The 16,803-nt window shown below is 46.8% G+C and carries 11 protein-coding genes and 1 tRNA gene; 2 read left to right on the plus strand and 10 right to left on the minus strand.

Features of this window, described 5'->3' with window-relative positions; translation table 11 throughout:
* Positions 1-20: 20 nt before the first annotated feature.
* The 3 genes from NG792_RS15145 to NG792_RS15155 form a co-directional block, all read right to left on the minus strand.
* Complete coding sequence (locus NG792_RS15145) at positions 21-4,736, minus strand: non-ribosomal peptide synthetase (protein ID WP_261235920.1); 4,716 nt, start codon at positions 4,734-4,736, stop codon at positions 21-23.
* Positions 4,733-8,059 carry a non-ribosomal peptide synthetase gene (locus NG792_RS15150; protein ID WP_261235921.1) on the minus strand — a complete coding sequence of 1,109 codons (3,327 nt, stop codon included), beginning with the start codon at positions 8,057-8,059 and terminating at the stop codon, positions 4,733-4,735. Before NG792_RS15150 ends, NG792_RS15145 begins: the two co-directional genes overlap by 4 nt.
* A 580-nt stretch (positions 8,060-8,639) precedes the next feature.
* A tRNA-Tyr gene (locus NG792_RS15155) sits at positions 8,640-8,711 on the minus strand.
* Positions 8,712-9,700: 989 nt separating this feature from the next.
* Between NG792_RS15155 and NG792_RS29155 the strand changes: the two genes are divergently transcribed.
* A complete protein-coding gene (locus NG792_RS29155; protein WP_435387582.1) occupies positions 9,701-9,880 on the plus strand; it encodes a hypothetical protein in 180 nt (59 codons plus the stop codon).
* A gap of 247 nt (positions 9,881-10,127) precedes the next feature.
* Here NG792_RS29155 and cas2 read toward each other — a convergent pair whose 3' ends face one another.
* Positions 10,128-10,343: a CRISPR-associated endonuclease Cas2 gene (gene cas2, locus NG792_RS15160; RefSeq protein ID WP_261235922.1), complete on the minus strand. Its 216-nt coding sequence runs from the start codon at positions 10,341-10,343 to the stop codon at positions 10,128-10,130.
* Between the two features lie 253 nt (positions 10,344-10,596).
* On the opposite strand from cas2, the gene NG792_RS15165 reads away from it, so the two are divergent.
* Positions 10,597-11,526 carry a DUF4351 domain-containing protein gene (locus NG792_RS15165; protein ID WP_261235923.1) on the plus strand — a complete coding sequence of 310 codons (930 nt, stop codon included), beginning with the start codon at positions 10,597-10,599 and terminating at the stop codon, positions 11,524-11,526.
* Between the two features lie 75 nt (positions 11,527-11,601).
* On the opposite strand, the gene NG792_RS15170 is transcribed toward NG792_RS15165, so the two are convergent.
* The 6 genes from NG792_RS15170 to NG792_RS15195 form a co-directional block, all read right to left on the minus strand.
* Complete coding sequence (locus NG792_RS15170; RefSeq protein WP_261235924.1) at positions 11,602-12,237, minus strand: hypothetical protein; 636 nt, start codon at positions 12,235-12,237, stop codon at positions 11,602-11,604.
* 71 nt (positions 12,238-12,308) lie between these two features.
* Positions 12,309-13,316: an RAMP superfamily CRISPR-associated protein gene (locus NG792_RS15175; protein WP_261235925.1), complete on the minus strand. Its 1,008-nt coding sequence runs from the start codon at positions 13,314-13,316 to the stop codon at positions 12,309-12,311.
* Positions 13,313-13,747, minus strand: coding sequence for a hypothetical protein (locus NG792_RS15180; protein WP_261235926.1), 435 nt, complete (start codon positions 13,745-13,747; stop codon positions 13,313-13,315). The genes NG792_RS15175 and NG792_RS15180 overlap by 4 nt, the downstream gene beginning before the upstream one ends.
* Positions 13,744-14,691 (minus strand): RAMP superfamily CRISPR-associated protein, encoded by a 948-nt coding sequence (locus NG792_RS15185; RefSeq protein WP_261235927.1) that lies wholly within the window; start codon positions 14,689-14,691, stop codon positions 13,744-13,746. Before NG792_RS15185 ends, NG792_RS15180 begins: the two co-directional genes overlap by 4 nt.
* A 79-nt stretch (positions 14,692-14,770) precedes the next feature.
* Positions 14,771-15,634, minus strand: coding sequence for a type III CRISPR-associated RAMP protein Csx7 (gene csx7, locus NG792_RS15190; protein WP_261235928.1), 864 nt, complete (start codon positions 15,632-15,634; stop codon positions 14,771-14,773).
* Between the two features lie 33 nt (positions 15,635-15,667).
* Complete coding sequence (locus tag NG792_RS15195) at positions 15,668-16,801, minus strand: CRISPR-associated protein (RefSeq protein WP_261197514.1); 1,134 nt, start codon at positions 16,799-16,801, stop codon at positions 15,668-15,670.
* Between the last annotated feature and the right edge of the window lie 2 nt (positions 16,802-16,803).

Here is a 16,803-nt window from a genome sequence, read left to right on the forward strand (position 1 = left end):
CTCGAATTAAACGGATATCATTATGATTGGTTTTTGGGGTTTAACGAGGATAACTTCATCCGCCGTCTTTCCCGGGAAACGGGAACTAATGCCGGTACAGGAGAAGTGGAATTGTGCTGTTGTAACTCCTGAATTACGGGGGCTAATTGGGCAATTGTGGGCGCTTCAAAGACACTGCGTAAGGGTAACTCAAATTCAAATTTATCCCGAACTCGGGAGGCGAGTTGGGTTGCTAGTAATGAATGTCCCCCTAATTCAAAGAAGTTATCGTAAATCCCCACTTGTTTGATGCCTAATACTTCTGCCCAAATTTGAACGAGACGTTCTTCGATGACGGTACGCGGTGGGGTGTAATTTCCTGCCAGTTGTGGGGTGATAGCGGTGGCAGTGGGTAAGGCGCGGCGATCGACTTTGCCATTTGGAGTCAAAGGGAGAGACTCTAGGACTACAAAGGCCGAGGGTATCATATAATCCGGCAATTTTTCGCTGAGATATTCGCGCAATTCCGGCACAAATTGACGCGCTGCTTTTCCTTGTAAGGGATTGTTAGCATAAGCGGAGTCTGAAGCAATTTCGGAACTTGCTTCTAGGATAAAATCTGTAATATCTTCCCGCACAAATACGACATCATAACGGCCTTCGCTGCTGGAAGCGGACCAGCGAATATAAACGCGATAGGGGAGTTCTAATCCATACCAGTCTTCGGGGTTAATCCCAGAATTGGGGAGGCGTTGAACGGCTTTTTTTAATTGACCGGCTGTTTTAAATGGGCTAGAATTAAACAGCCATTCCGTTGCTTGCACAGCAGCCATTATCCGGCTATTGGGAACGCCTGAGAGTCCACAGATATCGGGGTGGGTTTCGATTAAATATTGGCGCAGTTGGTTCACGGTCCAATCTTCCCGATTTTCCCCCTGATTTAGCCAAGTAATCCGATGATTATTGTCGGATTTGGCTTGGATATCGGTTCCGGCCAGATGGAGAATGGCATTATACCGAAACTGGGTTAATTCATTCTGGGATTGACCGCGCATCAATTGAATTTCTACGGTTTCTATCTGAGGCAAGCGCGATTTTAATGCGGTAAAGAAGGCTGGATCTAAGGCTAATTCAACCTCTTGGAAGAGTTGCATTTCCACCCGTTGCTGTAGCTGTGGGCGCGTCACGCAAGGTTGGGCGCGAGTCAGTTCTACATCGGTATAAAAGGCTTTGAGGAGGGGTAAACTCCGCAAGTCACCCAGGAAGATTCGTCCCCCGGGTTTGGTGACGGTGACGGCCCCGGAAATGGTCTGAATGAGGTAGTCTAAACTGGGGAAATATTGCACGATAGAGTTAAGAATGACCGTATCAAAACTCTGGGGTGCAATGCCCTCAAAATCAGTGGCTAGTTTTTCTAGTAAAGTGACTTGTTTTAAGTCGTATTTGCCTAAATGTTGGCGAATAAAGTTGAGGGAGGGGGGCGAAAAGTCAGTCCCGCAATATTCGGTACAGTGAGGGGCAATTCTGAAGAGTAAGAGGCCGGTTCCACACCCTACTTCTAGGACTTGATTGGGGTTGAAGGCTAAAATTTGAGCCGCTTGATGGTCTACCCATTCTCGCATTTCTGCCGCTGGGATGGGTTCGCCGGTATAGCTGCTATTCCATCCGACAATATTAAAACTGGGTTCAATACCCACGGCAGGCATTTTATAGGTTTCATTGTAGAGAATTTGCCATTGCTGGATTTGTTCTTCCTGCAAGGCAATGGGGTTAAGTTCGGCCAGTTCTACCCTCTCCAAATTGAGGGCAAGATAAGCGGTTAGTTGGGTCTCTCCTCGGTCATTATCCGAGGCGGTGACGAGGGTTTGATTGACGGCGGGATGTTGGGCTAAAATGACCTCGATTTCGCCTAATTCGATGCGGAATCCGCGAATTTTTACTTGTTGGTCCAGACGACCCAAAAACTCCAGACTGCCATCGGGTTGATAGCGCACTAAATCGCCGGTTTTGTACAGGAATTTGCCCGGTTCTGGGTGGAAGGGGTTGCGGATAAATGCTTCGGCAGTGAGTTCAGGATGATGGCGATACCCTCTTGCCAATCCATCGCCGCCAATATACAATTCTCCGGGAATGCCGATGGGGACGGGGTGAAAGTAGCGATCGCAGACATAAAGTTGAGTATTGGCGACTGCCTTGCCAATTCCCGGCGCAATCTCTCTGCCATTTCCAACAGGAACCCTGCCGGAAGTGGTGACGACGGTATTTTCTGTGGGTCCGTAATTATTCACCACCTGAAACGGATGGGAGGGTAACGGATGTTGATGCAATGTTTCTCCCCCGGTGAGTAACAGGCGCAATTGGGTCTGTTCCGGCCAGGTTAATTGTAAGACTTTTTCTGCTAAGGGAGTGGGTAAAAAGCTAATAGTTATCGCATTTTCTACCAACCAATCCCGCAATTTTTCAGGCGATCGCCGAGTTTCGCTATCTACTATATAAATACAAGCGCCTGCGGTTAAATAGGGCCAAATTTCCCACCCACAGGCATCAAAGGCAACCCCGGCAACCTGGGTACTGCGATCGCTGGCAGACACGGCAAATGCTTGTTGATGCCAATAGGTTAAATTTAACAGACTTTTTTGCTCAATTTCTACTCCCTTGGGTTCCCCGGTGGAACCCGAGGTATAAATCACATAAGCGAGGGAATTTGAAGTCACATGACTGCTAAGATTTCCATCCCGTTCTCGATTAATCAGTTCCTTGTCTGTATCCAAACAAACAATCTTACCAATGACTCGATTAAATAGAGATAAATTTGACTGCTGGGTGAGTAAAACTGGAACTTTGGCCTCCGTTAACATCCGATTTAAACGACTGCTAGGAACTGAGGGGTCTAAGGGTAAATAAGCACCCCCTGCTTTGAGAATTCCCAGCATTGCCACTGCCATATCCAAGGTGCGATCGAGGCACAATCCCACCACAACTTCCACCCCTACCCCTAATTTTTGCAAATAATGGGCCAGTTGGTTACTGCGGCGATTTAACTCCCCGTAAGTTAGAGTTTGGTTCCCACAAACTAAAGCAACTTTCTCCGGATGTTCTGCTGCCTGAATTTCGACTAACTGATGGATCGCTAACTCTTGGGGATAATCCACCTCAGTTTGATTCCACTGCACTAATAATTGATCTCGTTCCGCTTCGCTTAACAGAGGTAAATCCCCAATCCGTTGGTCCGGATTTGCCACAATTGCTTCTAGTAAGGTTTGAAAATGAGCAACTAACCGGCCAATGGTGCTTTCCTCAAATAAATCGGTGCTGTAAATCACAAATCCGCTAATTCCTTCCCGACTATCTACCCACATCGGATTGGTAGAGGACTGTTCCCATAAATGCAATTCTAAATCAAACCGGGCCGTCCCCGCTTCTAACGGTTGGGGACTCAAGGTTAATCCCGGTAATTCTAATCCCTGCATTGGGGCATTTTGTAACGCAAATGCCACCTGAAACAGGGGATTATGATTTAAGGACCGTTCTGGATGCAACTCTTCTACTAACTTCTCAAAGGGGACATCTTGGTGAGCATAAGCGCCTAATGCCACCTGTTTTACCCGGGCCAATACTTCTCGAAAGGTGGGGTTTCCGGATAAGTCGGTACGCAAGACTAAACTATTGACAAAAAAACCGATTAGGGGTTCTATTTCACTGCGATTGCGATTGGCAATGGGGGAACCGACTGTAATATCTTCTTGTTGACTGTAGCGATACAACAAGGTTTGGAATGCCGCCAGTAAGGTCATAAATAAAGTCACCCCTTCCCCTTGAGTCAAGGCATTTAATTTTTGACTGACTGCCTGGGAAAGTCTGAACCCATAACGTTTTCCGCGATAACTGGGGACAGCAGGACGAGGGCGATCGCTGGGTAAATTCAGCATAGCAATCCCCTCTAACTGTTGTCGCCAATAAGCTAATTGGTGCTCTAAAATTTCTCCTTGTAACCATTCCCGCTGCCAATGGGCAAAATCTGCATATTGAAACCCTAATTCCGGCAGCGGAGAGGATTTTCCCTGGACAAAAGCGCTATAAAGGATTCCTAACTCTTGAATTAATACCCCAATCGACCAACCGTCGGAGATAATATGATGCATATTCAGCATCAGTAAATGCTCCGATTCCGATAATTGAATTAAAGAAATTCGCAGTAAAGGACCCGTGGCCAAATTAAATGGACGTAACGCCTCCTGGGTAATCATCCGTTCTAGCTGTTTCTCTTGTTCGGGGGGGGACAAATTCTGCAAATTCAGCACATGAATGGGCAGCGAAAAATGAGCTTGAATCTCTTGTCTTCCTTGCCCTTCTCCCTCGGGAAAACAAGTCCTCAACCCTTCATGACGGCGCTTTATTTCATTAAATGCCGCTTCCAGCACTTCTATATTCACCTCCCCGGTTAAACGCACTGCCGTAGGCATATTATAAAAGGGATTGTTCGGCACTAATCGGTCTAAAAACCAGAGTCGCTGTTGGGCAAAGGAAAGGGGTAAATTGCCCGCCCGGGAAATCGGTTTGAGGCTAACTGGGGTCTCACTGATACTGCGATTGGCCCTCTGAAAAAACGCCAGAATCTCGGCCTTTCGCTGAGAAATTTGGTCCCGTAATTGGGGAGTTAACCGGCCTTCGGGTGCTTTACAAATCAGGCGACTGCCTTCTACGGTCAAATTAATTTCTAAATTACGCAATTTTGATAAAAATTCTAGGGTATTCAAAACTCTACCTCTTCTCTCTCTTCCTGATATAAGTTAGGCAATTTTTGGGGTTTTGTTGCCCAACCAACCGTTTCAATATAATTGGCTAAACTTGCCACCGTTGGCGCTTCAAATAACTGACTCACGGGCAACTCTATTTTTAACCCGTCGCGAATTCGCGAAATGAGTTGAGTTGCCAGGAGAGAATGTCCTCCCAACTCAAAGAAATTATCATAAACACTCACCTGTGGTTTCCCCAACACCTGCCTCCAAATGTCCACCAGTACCTCTTCCACCGAAGTTCGCGGTGCTACATAATTTTCGGATAACTCCTGGAATGGTGTATCTATCTTAGGTAAGACTTGCCGATTAATTTTTCCGTTTGGTGTCAGAGGTAACAATTCTAGGACCGCGTAAGCGGTGGGTACCATATAACTCGGTAATTTTTCTTGCAAAAACCGCCGCAGTTCGCTAATTTTTAGGGGAGAAGATGTCCCCTCCGGGTCACGGGGAACAACGTAAGCAACCAACTCTTTCTCCCCGGGTATTTCCTCCCGGGCGATCGCCACTGCTGCTGCCACCCCAGAATATTGGCACAAAACCGCCTCAATTTCTCCTAATTCAATCCGGAACCCGCGAATCTTCACTTGATGGTCAATTCGCCCTAAAAACTCCAGATTCCCATCAGATTTATAGCGCGCCAAATCCCCAGTTTTATAAAGTCGCGTTCCCGGTTTCCCAAAGGGATTCGGAATAAACCGTTCCTCAGTTAAGTCCGGACGATTCAAGTAACCCCTTGCCAGTCCCTCTCCCCCGAGGTATAATTCGCCTGGAACGCCGACGGCGACAGGTTGCAAGTGCGAGTCTAAGAGATAAAGTTCTGTATTCGCCACTGCCTTGCCAATGGGGACGGAACTCGCCGGTTCTGCGATCGCTTCTATGGGGAAATAGGTCGAAAACGTGGTATTTTCTGTGGGACCATAAACATGGATTAACTCCTGCGGCATTCCCTGAGTTATCACTTTTTTCACCCAACGGGGATCGACGGTTTCTCCCCCAAATAATAAGCAACGCAACGACTGAAATGCCTGGGGAACCGTTCGCACCACCTGCTGAAATAAGGCGGTGGTTAAGAATAAAATATCAATTTGTTGCTGGCGCACTTCCCGGGCAAAATCATGAGGAGAGAGGGTGATTTCTGTGCTGATTCCCTTCACGTGAGCGCCATTGAGCAAAGCACCCCAAATTTCAAATGTTGCGGCATCAAAGGACAGATTAGAGACTTGAGCAATGGTATCTGTCGGGGTTATATTGATGTAATTAGTATTCAGAACCAGTCGATTTACCGCTTGGTGAGGAACTGCCACCCCTTTCGGTGTTCCCGTCGAACCGGAGGTATAAATCACATAAGCAAGACGACTGCCACCGGGGAAGTGAGGGAGATTCTCCACAGGTTCCAGGGTGACTGCCTCCCAGTCGCAGTCGCCTCCTATCATCACCCCCCCAAACCCGTTAAACTTACCCCGTAAGTCGTCCGGAACCAGCAACAGACGAGCTCCGGCATCTGCGATTATCCAATTCAGGCGATCGCTGGGATAGGTGGGGTCTAAAGGTAAATAAGCACCCCCCGCCTTCAAAATCCCTAACATCCCGACAATTGTATCCAGGGATTTCGCCGCACAAAGTCCCACAACCTCCTCGTCTTCCACCCCCAAATGTTGTAAATAATGAGCCCATTGATTGCTACGCTGATTCAGTTCCTGGTAAGTCCAAGATTCCCCGGCGATCGTCACCGCCACTGCCTGGGGATTCGCCGCCACCTGCGCCTCAAATAGCGCCTGAATCGCCGTTTCTGCCGGATACTCTGCTTGAGTCTGATTCCATTCAATTAAGATCCGGTCCCGTTCCCCATCGCTGATTAATTCTAACTGCTCAACCCGCTGATTGGGATTTTTAACGATATTTTTTAACAAAGTTTTAAACTGTTCTAACATTTGCGCGACTGTCCCTGACTCAAATTTATCCGTATTGTAAATTACAAACCCTCGGAGACTATCCTGATGCTGCCAATCCTGACCATAAACACTCCGGAAACTGTCTGCCGATTCCCACAAATGCACCTCCAAATCAAACCGAGTCGTCTTCACCCCTAAACTCATGGAACTCACCGTTAATCCGGGCAAATCCAACTCCTGCATCGGGGCATTTTGCAAATTAAACACCACCTGAAACAGGGGATGAACATTCAAAACCCGGTCCGGATGTAACGCCTCCACCACCTTTTCAAAGGGTAAATCTTGGTGAGCATAAGCGCCTAAAGTCACCTCTCGTACCCGCGCCAATAACTCCCGAAACGTCGGATTTCCCGAGACATCGGTCCGCAACACCAGACTATTCACAAAAAACCCAATTAACCCCTCAATTTCGCTGCGGTTGCGATTGGCAATCGGGGAACCCACGGTAATCTCATGCTGCTGACTGTAGCGATACAGCAAAGTTTGAAACCCCGCCAGCAAGGTCATAAATAAAGTCACCCCCTCTTGCTGAGAAAGGGCCTTGAGCGCCGCCGTCAGGGGTTGAGAAAGCTCAAAAACTTGACTCTTTCCCTGATAGCTAGGAGTCGCCGGTTTCGGATAGTCTCCCGGTAAATTCAGAGGAAAAATTCCCCGTAACTGCTGCCGCCAATACCCTAACTGCTCCTCCAACACCTCCCCTTGAAACCACTCCCGCTGCCATTCGGCAAAGTCTGCATATTGGAGGGGTAATTCCGGCAACAAAACCGGGCGATTCTCCACCAATGCTCGGTAAATTGTTCCCAACTCCTGAACAAACACCCCCATCGACCAATCATCAGAAATAATATGGTGCATATTCAGCAGTAAAATTGACAGAGAATCCTCCAACTGCAACAGCGTCACCCGCAGTAAAGGGCCGGTTGCTAAATTAAAGGGAAACTCCGCCTCCACCGCCGCCAATCGAGTCGCTTCCGCTTCCCGTTCCCCAGGATAAAATTGCCGCAAATCGACCCAATTCACCGGGATATCCGCCTCCGGTGAAATCACCTGCACAGGTTCCCCTTCCACGGTGGTAAACCGCGTCCTTAAAGTTTCATGCCGCCTGCCAATTTCTATAAAAGTATCCGCTAAAGCAGGGAAATTCACGACTCCCGTTAACCGCAGCGCCGTGGTGACATTATAGAATGAATGACCGGGAGCAAACTGGTCAATAAACCACAATCGCTGTTGAGCAAAAGAGGTGGGAAAGACAAATACATCTGTCTCGGGAGAGAGATTTAAGGCATCCGGCGCGGGGGTTAAAGGAGAGTTGAAAATGTTGGATTCCATTGGGGTCATCTGGAAAAACAGTAAATTTCAGCGCACCCCATCGGAGGCGATTAGGTCAAATCAACGGGTTAAAACCCGGGAATGGGTGATTTAAACCTAGATTCAGCCCAAGTCACACCGCAGAGAGTCAGCAGTCAATCCTCAACATGAACTGCTGCCATAGCGCTGATATTTCCTAGAGGATAGACCCCTCCTCCCCGGTTGTCCACACACCAGAGGAAGAGAAGCGGAGGCTACACAAGTATAACAATTGTATAAAGTATTAAAAGAGGTGATATTAATAGTCACTTGCCGCCTCTTGTGCGTGGACATTCGGCTGGGTATTTAGTGAGAAATGCTAAATTGAAAGCGCAAGCAGTGCACGCCGACAAAAAAAACCGATGTTTTGTTGTCCAGTCAGCCAGGACCCAGGTATCCACCCCGGTTACCAGAATCTGAAGTTTCCATCCCCTTGCGGGGAATTGATAGGGATTAACCAAATCAAATGCTTCAATCAATCGTAACACTCCAACAATTAATGTTTCCGTCCCCTTGCGGGGAATTGATAGGAATTAACACATATGAAACATAAGGCAGGTAAAACATCATCTAGGAATTGAACCTAGATTTTCTAGTGTTATCACTAGACACTCTACCGTTGAGTTAATGATGTAAGAAAGGGACGGACCATCCCTGTAAATCCTTAGGAGAGACAATCATCATGTTTAACTTTATCAGTCAACCAAGATCCAATCTCTTTCTACTCCTATCCATTAAGTCCTTCATCCAGAGTAGGTATCCATATAGGACAATGAAGGACATTATTAAATTACAGGTATTTCATATCGACTTGTTCAAGTAACCACCAATTGGTGATGTCAATCTTAATATGCTTATATTCCTTCTGTTAATTAATTCACAACTCCAACTCCTCAATTGGTGTAGGAATTAACAGAAACTCCTGATATTCCTGCTGGTGTTCTTGAGAAGAGTTTCCCTCCCCTTGCGGGGAATTGATAGGAATTAACCTTTTCCGTCCCCTTGCGGGGAATGGATTGGAATTCACTGGAGGGTCCCATTAACATCAACGGTAGCGGGAAAATATTTCCGTCCCCTTGCGGGGAATTGATAGGAATTCACACGATTGAGTGCAGATTCGTGGGGCGATTGGCGGCAGACTTGGAGTTTCCGTCCCCTTGCGGGGAATTGATAGGGACTAACGCTATACCCTCTTGGACACCTGTGCCTTTGGCTAATTTGTTTCCGTCCCCTTGCGGGGAATTGATAGGAATTCACTTCGTAAGTGGAAAGTCTAAATGGACTTCTAAACTTATAGAGTTTCCGTCCCCTTGCGGGGAATTGATAGGAATTCACCTGTTCTATCTAGTAGGGTGCTTTAAAGCCTACTGGTAGTTTCCGTCCCCTTGCGGGGAATTGATAGGAATTCACAACTCCTGAGATGCTGTCTGTGCTGACTCTACAGAATCGGTTTCCGTCCCATTGCGGGGAATTGATTAGGAATTTACCTCTTAACGTTGAAGTCTCTCTTCCTCAAGAGAGCAGTAGTTTCCGTCCCCTTGCGGGGAATTGATAGGAATTTACTAAGGGGGTCTATGCTGCCAAGGTTGGTGGCCCAATGTTGTTTCCGTCCCCTTGCGGGGAATGGATAGGAATTCACTGAACTGGGCTATTAAGAACTGGCACGTCATAGAAACTTGGCCGTTTCCGTCCCCTTGCGGGGAATGGATAGGAATTCATCCTATCCTGTTGAAACCCTTGCACTATCTAGTTTTCAAGGTGCGATCGCGCCAAAGTACAGAAAGTCAACTTTACAAAACTTAACGCGCTGCTTTAGCGGGGCAAGACCGACGGAAATCAGTCCATAACGAAACAATAGCGCAAAAGGGTCAAATAAAAAAGCGGGAATTTACCCGCTTTATCTCATTCTCCCTCAAAATTACGCTGAAATCCTCCCTCTAGCTCCTTCCCTCGAATCTCTGAGAAAATTTACATTCCGTTACAAAGGCCAGAAACCCCACCGGGTCAAGGATTAGGGAAAACTTAACCCCCCTAACCCGGAATAAACCCTTCAAAAAATCAAATAATCCGGGGATTCATACAAGGGAGGACTGCCATAAATTTTCGCCTGCTTCTTCGTCGTCCGAGTCAACGGATAGGCCCGCAGACTGTCCTCCGACAGATTCAACACCTTCACCCAGGGATTCTCCATCAACCCCGTGAGGGTTTCCTCATCCAGGGGACACTCAAACACCGAATACTGCACCCTCTGGCAGCGCTGTTCCATTAGCTTTTGGTCATTAAATTTACCCCTTTGACCGGGCTAGAGTGTCAAAACTTACCGAAGGATTAAAGGAGTAAAGTGAGAAATTTTCCCGGTGGCGATCGCCTCGAAAAAGGCTGATAAAATTCGGGTCAATAGCGGCGATCGCTATAGCAGTAAGGGCGAGTCTACCGCACCGCTATATACAATTATAAAAAACAGGAATTGATATTAAAATAGAATACAATATCAGAAGTGCAACTCCCATCAAATCTCCATGATAGACCATGATCGCCTATTCAAAGAACTCCTAGAAACCTTCTTGCCCGAATTCTTGGAACTGTTCTTCCCCGAACTCTGGAACGCCATAGACCCGGACTCCTTATCCTTCCAAGATAAAGAACTGTTTACCGACATCACCTCTGGGGAGAAATACGCAGCGGATCTCGTCATCCGAGCCCAACTGAAATATGGGAAAATCCCCATCCTGATTCATCTCGAACATCAAGCGCGCACCGAACCCAACTTTCCGCGTCGGATGTTTATTTACTTCTGCCGATTGCTAGAAAAATACGCCATCAGCATTTATCCGATTGCCGTGCTATCCTTTGATACACCCCAACGACCGGATCCGAATACCTATCAAGTGGAATGTTGTGGCAAAGAAGTGAACCGATTTAACTATGAAGTCATCCAGTTAAATCGCCTGAATTGGCAAGATTTTCGGGACAGCAACAATGCGATCGGCTGTGCATTGATGGCAAAAATGCAGATGGAAAGAGGCGAGCGGCCCCAAGTCAAGCTAGAATGTTTGCGAATGCTGCATCACCTAAACCTCAACCCAGCCCGAACCCAGTTAATTTCCGGATTTATCGATATTTACCTACGCTTAAATCCAGAAGAACAAGCCCTATTTCAAGCACAATTAAGTACCATTTTACCCCAAGAACAGGAGGGAGTCATGGAAATCGTCACCAGTTGGATGGAACAAGGAATCGAACAAGGACTCGAACAGGGGATGCGGCAAGCAACGGTTTCCCTAGTTGAGCGTTTACTGAATCGCCGTTGCGGGGGCATTTCTCCCGAGTTAGATTTGGCAGTCCGACAGTTACCGACTCCCCGCTTAGAGGATTTGAGCGAGGCCCTGCTAGATTTTACCAGTGAAGCGGATCTCGTCGCCTGGTTGAACGAAAGAACCGAGGGTTAATCGGTAGGGTGCGTCAGATAAACAGGCGATCGGGTTGATCGTGATGTTTGCTGACGCACCGGGTTGGGGTAAGCATTAATCCTCTAAATTAACTTTTTTAATACTGCCATCCTCTCTCAGTTCTGTGATGCTCGCAGTCACGGTTTGAGACTCAGACAGAATTTTAAAATTTTTCGGCTCTTTCTGAGTGAGCTTAATCGTTCCTAGAATTTCGTAGGTGACTTTATTGCCTTTAATGGCTGTTACTTTTGCCTCAAGTTGTTGACCGATTTGGAACGTCTGTGCCTGCAAGACTTCCGCAATTTCTGCCTGACGTTCGGAGACGATGGGTTCGGCGGCGGATTGGGTGGCGATCGCATTTAACTCCCCAGTCGGTACGGCATTTTTGTAATAGCGCATCAGGCGGAACCCCCAGCCTAATATTTCCTGCATAGCAGCCGGGTCCTCTTGATATTGTCGTAGTGATTCGTTGCAAACCTTGGAAATAGTCTGGTAATAACCCGAAGTCTTTCCACTATGTCCAATCGTTCGGCCATTATTAGAAAGGGTTTGCAGGTATTTAAAGAATCCTTTTCCGGCATCGGGTTTATCTCCAAATGCTCGTAAATAGGCGATGGCTTTTCCCAGTTCGTTGGCATCTGCTTCATTTAATACCAACTGTTGGGCGATCGCATGGGCGACTTTCCATTGATTGTCTGAGAGAGATGTCATAAAAGTATCCAGTGGTTTGATAAACAGGGTTGAGGGTGGGGTGCAGGATTACAGCGATCGCACCCTAGAAATTAATAGATTCCTTGGGGAGGTTGGCGCGTTGTAGGATAAAATAGGACGCGATGCAACTGTTCGAGTTGCTGTTTTTGAATCAATTGGTTGTGTGCCTGTTGCATGGCAGTTCCGAGAAAGTCTTGCAACGGTTTCCCAGTCATTGATTCGCTTTCTGGATTGTAGGAGAGATAGCGATCGCGCAAATTATCTGGTTTTTTCAGTTCTGTTACCGCTACGGTCATGGTTCCCATGCCAATGGGTTTACCGCCGCCAATTTTGAGGGCCATTGGATACTGGGAATCTTGTCCGAGGGCAATGAATAATACCCCCAATTCTGCCGGAGTTAAATTGGTTAACTGTACCCGAGTGCTAAAGGTTAGCTGAGTTCCCGCTTGCTGTACGGGAATGCCTTTATTTTGCCCGGGACTGGCAGGGCGATCGGTATGGTAATAAAACTTACGTCCTTTTGCCATTCCCCGAGTATCAAAATACCGTCGAGTTTCATCGGGACGGGGGCGATATAAGGAAGGCATAAACCCAGCGCCATATTTGGCAGAAATACATTGAGAATCACTAAACTCAATGACTCCCTGCCAATCCATCGCCCCAAAAACGCGACTGGCGGGACAGAGTTGTTCTTTATTTCTGCAGGGCGATCGGTCTTGAGGAATTTGATTTCTGTATCGATTAGTAACAACCGCTAAGGTGCTATTGGTAATCGCTTCATAAACCGATCGCACCACCCCTTTCAAAGAACTCCCGGGAATCACTGGATTTTTTCCGGCGTTTAGTGCCATCAGTTTGATTAACGGAATCCGGTTCTCGCCAACATCGCTTCCCATTGCGACAACCCCAGTGGAAATATGGACCGGAGTCTGAACTGTGAGGGTTAAGAATAAGGTTCCAGAAATGTGATCGGCATGATATTTATCGTGGCCGATGGGTCTTTGCAGCGGCGGTCTTTGCGTGGGAAAAGAAACAAATTCGTAAGGTTTAGGTTCAGTAATTTCAAATTGGTTTGTCATGATTTTTTCACCCTTAAAGCCACAAAATGAACCGTTGAGGTATCCGCATCGAAAAAATAGCGTTGACCGATATTGACCGAGGTTTTCCCTGTCAATTTCGGAAATCGGGTTTCCGTGGCGGGATAAAGATGAGCATCGCGATCTTGAACTTGCCAACGGTTGCCGACGGGCGTAAATTTGGGTTCTTCCCCAGTGGTACTCAGCAGCAACACGCTAAAGGAGTCGCCTTTTTGCTGCCAGCGAATTTCCCGGTTTTCGTCAAACATCTGTCCTTCGGGACTGGGAAAATCCGAGGGTAATTCTGTTGATAATTCTCCCAGTTTATGCAGCCAACGCAAACAATAGTAAGTTGGTTGACTTGGGGGATGTTCTAACAAGGCTTTGAGGTCGCTTTCCGTCAGGTTGTTTCTGACTCCAACAAATCCATTCATTTGGCTTTTGCCTCCACTTTCCGACTCCACGCTTTGACCGATCGCGTAAATAAATCTTTGACTTGTTCCGTTCCTTCCCAGCGCAGTTCTACCCCTAAACCCAACTCCATCAATCCAGCTTTCACCGGAGTTGATTCCGAATCATCCGCTGGAAATCCATAAGCAGAACGGTCCTCACCGATAAATTCTCCTGCACCTAATAACTGAACTGGCGGCCAATTTTTATCGCTTCCTAATAGACGAATGCGCTCATTTTCTATGGTACAACCCGGATAGCGAACCACAGCGGAATCGAGATGAATTCTCACCACCCCTAACCCGCGAGATTTGGCAAATCCTAGGCCAAACCACCCCTCATCTAAATCCCGTAATACTAAGCCAATTAACCCCAATTGAGCTAGGGTAAAGTTTTTGAGGTGAATTTTCGTTTTAAACTCCCCAGCAGTACAAACTTGGTAGTTAAACGGACCGACCGCCACGGACCCAAATACCCGGTCAATAGCTACCCCATTGCGTTCTTCTAACTTGAGGGATTTGGGGGTGGGATAGGCATCCTCAATTCTAATCCGGCTGGCAATAGAAGTATGACCAAATATTTGGTCGGTAAATGAGGACAACCGATAAATATCCGGTGCTTCTGTAATAGAGTCCAGATATTTATATTCATCCAAGTTCAGGGGATTACCGGCCCATAAATGCTCAGGATTACTGGGCCTTTTATCTTGTCCCACGGTGCGGACAATCCGTTCGGCATGAGCGCGAATTGCACCCTTGAGACTGCTGCCGGGAAGATAAACCGATCGCCCTCCGGCATGATAGGTTTCCACGAATTCCATATCCGGTTTTGTGGGGTCTGCTCCTTCTTTCCCCGACTTAATTAAAATCGGTCCATCGGGGGAAATCGTCAATTCAACCGTACATTGATTTACAAAACGTTTGTGCATAATCTGTCGATTTTTCTCAATCAAAACTTGATAATATTTGAGCCTGCACAGGCAGGCTTGATTCCTAGAACAGCATCCTTTAGGATGTCGGTGAGGATGGAGTTAATTCGGCCATTTTGCATCGAATATGCTTGATGAGAGATTGCACCCAATCGTCTTTATAATCTTCTGCATTTTCATAGGCTGTTTCATCCTCATTGACCATTTTGCGGAGATAGTCCAACAAAAACTCCGGATGGCCTTCCACATCGACCCAAAGCATTTTTTCGATGTCCAGTTCAACCACTCCCAAACCGCGCGATCGGCCTCCGCCTAATGGAATTTGCTGAGTTTCAAACTGATGCAACCCAATCATCAGTAATCCTAACTCCCATTCCTCCGCATTTTCTACCACTGCACGAAACTCAAATTGCGTTCCGGCAGGGACAACTTGGAAATCATAGAGTTTGCCATCGGCAGCCGTTTCGGTATCGCGGTCGATCGCCACCCCATCTCGTTCTTGGTATTGTCCGAACCAATTTTCAGCCAATACGGTTAAATCTCGGACTTGAAATTTACTAGCAAACCAAGGCGAACCAAACAGACTAGATATCAAATCAGTTTGGTTAACAATAGCTTCGGTAAGGCTCAAATCATCGGTGTATTGTTCCTTGAATTTTTTAATTTCACTAGCGGTAATGGACCACTCCTGTTCATTGGCGGGATTAGCGACTAAATGGCGATCGCCGCCCCAAATCCCGCGCAAGAAACTTTCCAGGCGCGATCGTAACGCACCTTTAAAACTTGACCCGGGAATCAACGGACGTCCAAAAGCATCCTTAATCACTGGCAAATCCGACCCAATCGGTTCTGAAGAACGACCCGCACCAATTCGCAATGCCGTAATCGTAGTCAATGTTCCGCTAATTTTTAACCGATTTGTGAACGTTTCAAATGTTTTCATAATTCCTCACACTTTTTTTTATCCGTCGCCTGATTACCAAGGGTTTGTATTAACATCGGGTTCTTTGCCATAGCGATGCAGCAGCAAAACCCCCTTGGCTGAAGTACAACTCACCCGCAACCCTTGGGTTACCCGAAAATGGTCCATATTTCCCTTATTTTCATATTTGTCATACTGCACCCCTCCATGTGTTTTGAGACGGCTGGTATCGCCGTTAGATTGTGCTAATAAACAAGAGACTAATGCCAAGGTTTCTTGTAATTTTACCCGTTCTGCTTGGGACTTGATTTGGTTGTAATCCCCCCGAAAGGAGTCTTTATATTCAATTCCCGGAAACTCTAGCAACTTTTGGGAAAGCAGTTTATTTTTCGACTGTTCCCAAATCAGTTTACCCCAGGTGGATAGCACCCGCTTGTCATTAAAAGTTCCTAGCAAGGATTCAGGAACATCGGTGACTTGTTCGGGAGGAAGTCCTGCACCAGCATCCATCAATGCCAGCTTAACGGTGTGGGGTTCTATGGCAGCAATATCAATGGCGATCGGTAGGCGCGGAATGGTAATTAACTCCGAACCAACGCCTTCAAAAATGTAGATAATCTCATCGGCATAGAACATCCCAATGGTATTGAGATAGCCTTGCAGACTCTTAAAGCCCCCCACTAAGTTGAAATAAATTTTGTAGTCTTTTCGTAGGGGAGGAATTTGGTTCTGTAACCAGACAATCAGTTCATCTATTCCTTCAGAAAAGTCAGTGGTGCTGGCAGTAGAAAGACCAGAAGGGGTATAAATGCTGATATTGTTAATCCCCTTTTGTTGCAAAAAGGTTTGAACAATTTCTGCGGTGGTAAACCCTTGAGCGGTATCCGTAGCAATTAAGTAGTGAATGTCCTCCTTCCCTTGAGTCAGTTCCTCTTGATAAATGCCATAAATCCCATTTAATTCGGCACTAGCACCCCGAATCGTCTGGATTTTTCCGGCTTCTAGTTGGGCGATCGCTCTTTCCTTCAGCGTAGTAATAATTTGCTTGACTTCCTCAGAAAGATTTTCCCATTTTTGATTTGCCATATCCCGCAGACTGGCATACCAGTATTTTTCATCAACATTATCTCGACTAATAGGATTAGTTAGTAAACTCGTGCCAATTGTAGAAATGATAACTCGACGCATAG

This window comes from Laspinema olomoucense D3b, from assembly GCF_025370785.1.
Lineage (GTDB): Bacteria > Cyanobacteriota > Cyanobacteriia > Cyanobacteriales > Laspinemataceae > Laspinema > Laspinema olomoucense.

What these genes read in the sequence shown, in the direction of transcription:
- NG792_RS15150 (WP_261235921.1), bottom strand. Translation starts at nt 8,059, where the DNA reads ATGGAATCCAACATTTTCAACTCTCCTTTAACCCCCGCGCCGGATGCC.
- NG792_RS29155 (WP_435387582.1), top strand. Translation starts at nt 9,701, where the DNA reads ATGGATAGGAATTCACTGAACTGGGCTATTAAGAACTGGCACGTCATA.
- cas2 (WP_261235922.1), bottom strand. Translation starts at nt 10,343, where the DNA reads ATGGAACAGCGCTGCCAGAGGGTGCAGTATTCGGTGTTTGAGTGTCCC.
- NG792_RS15165 (WP_261235923.1), top strand. Translation starts at nt 10,597, where the DNA reads ATGATAGACCATGATCGCCTATTCAAAGAACTCCTAGAAACCTTCTTG.
- NG792_RS15170 (WP_261235924.1), bottom strand. Translation starts at nt 12,237, where the DNA reads ATGACATCTCTCTCAGACAATCAATGGAAAGTCGCCCATGCGATCGCC.
- NG792_RS15175 (WP_261235925.1), bottom strand. Translation starts at nt 13,316, where the DNA reads ATGACAAACCAATTTGAAATTACTGAACCTAAACCTTACGAATTTGTT.
- NG792_RS15180 (WP_261235926.1), bottom strand. Translation starts at nt 13,747, where the DNA reads ATGAATGGATTTGTTGGAGTCAGAAACAACCTGACGGAAAGCGACCTC.
- NG792_RS15185 (WP_261235927.1), bottom strand. Translation starts at nt 14,691, where the DNA reads ATGCACAAACGTTTTGTAAATCAATGTACGGTTGAATTGACGATTTCC.
- csx7 (WP_261235928.1), bottom strand. Translation starts at nt 15,634, where the DNA reads ATGAAAACATTTGAAACGTTCACAAATCGGTTAAAAATTAGCGGAACA.
- NG792_RS15195 (WP_261197514.1), bottom strand. Translation starts at nt 16,801, where the DNA reads ATGCGTCGAGTTATCATTTCTACAATTGGCACGAGTTTACTAACTAAT.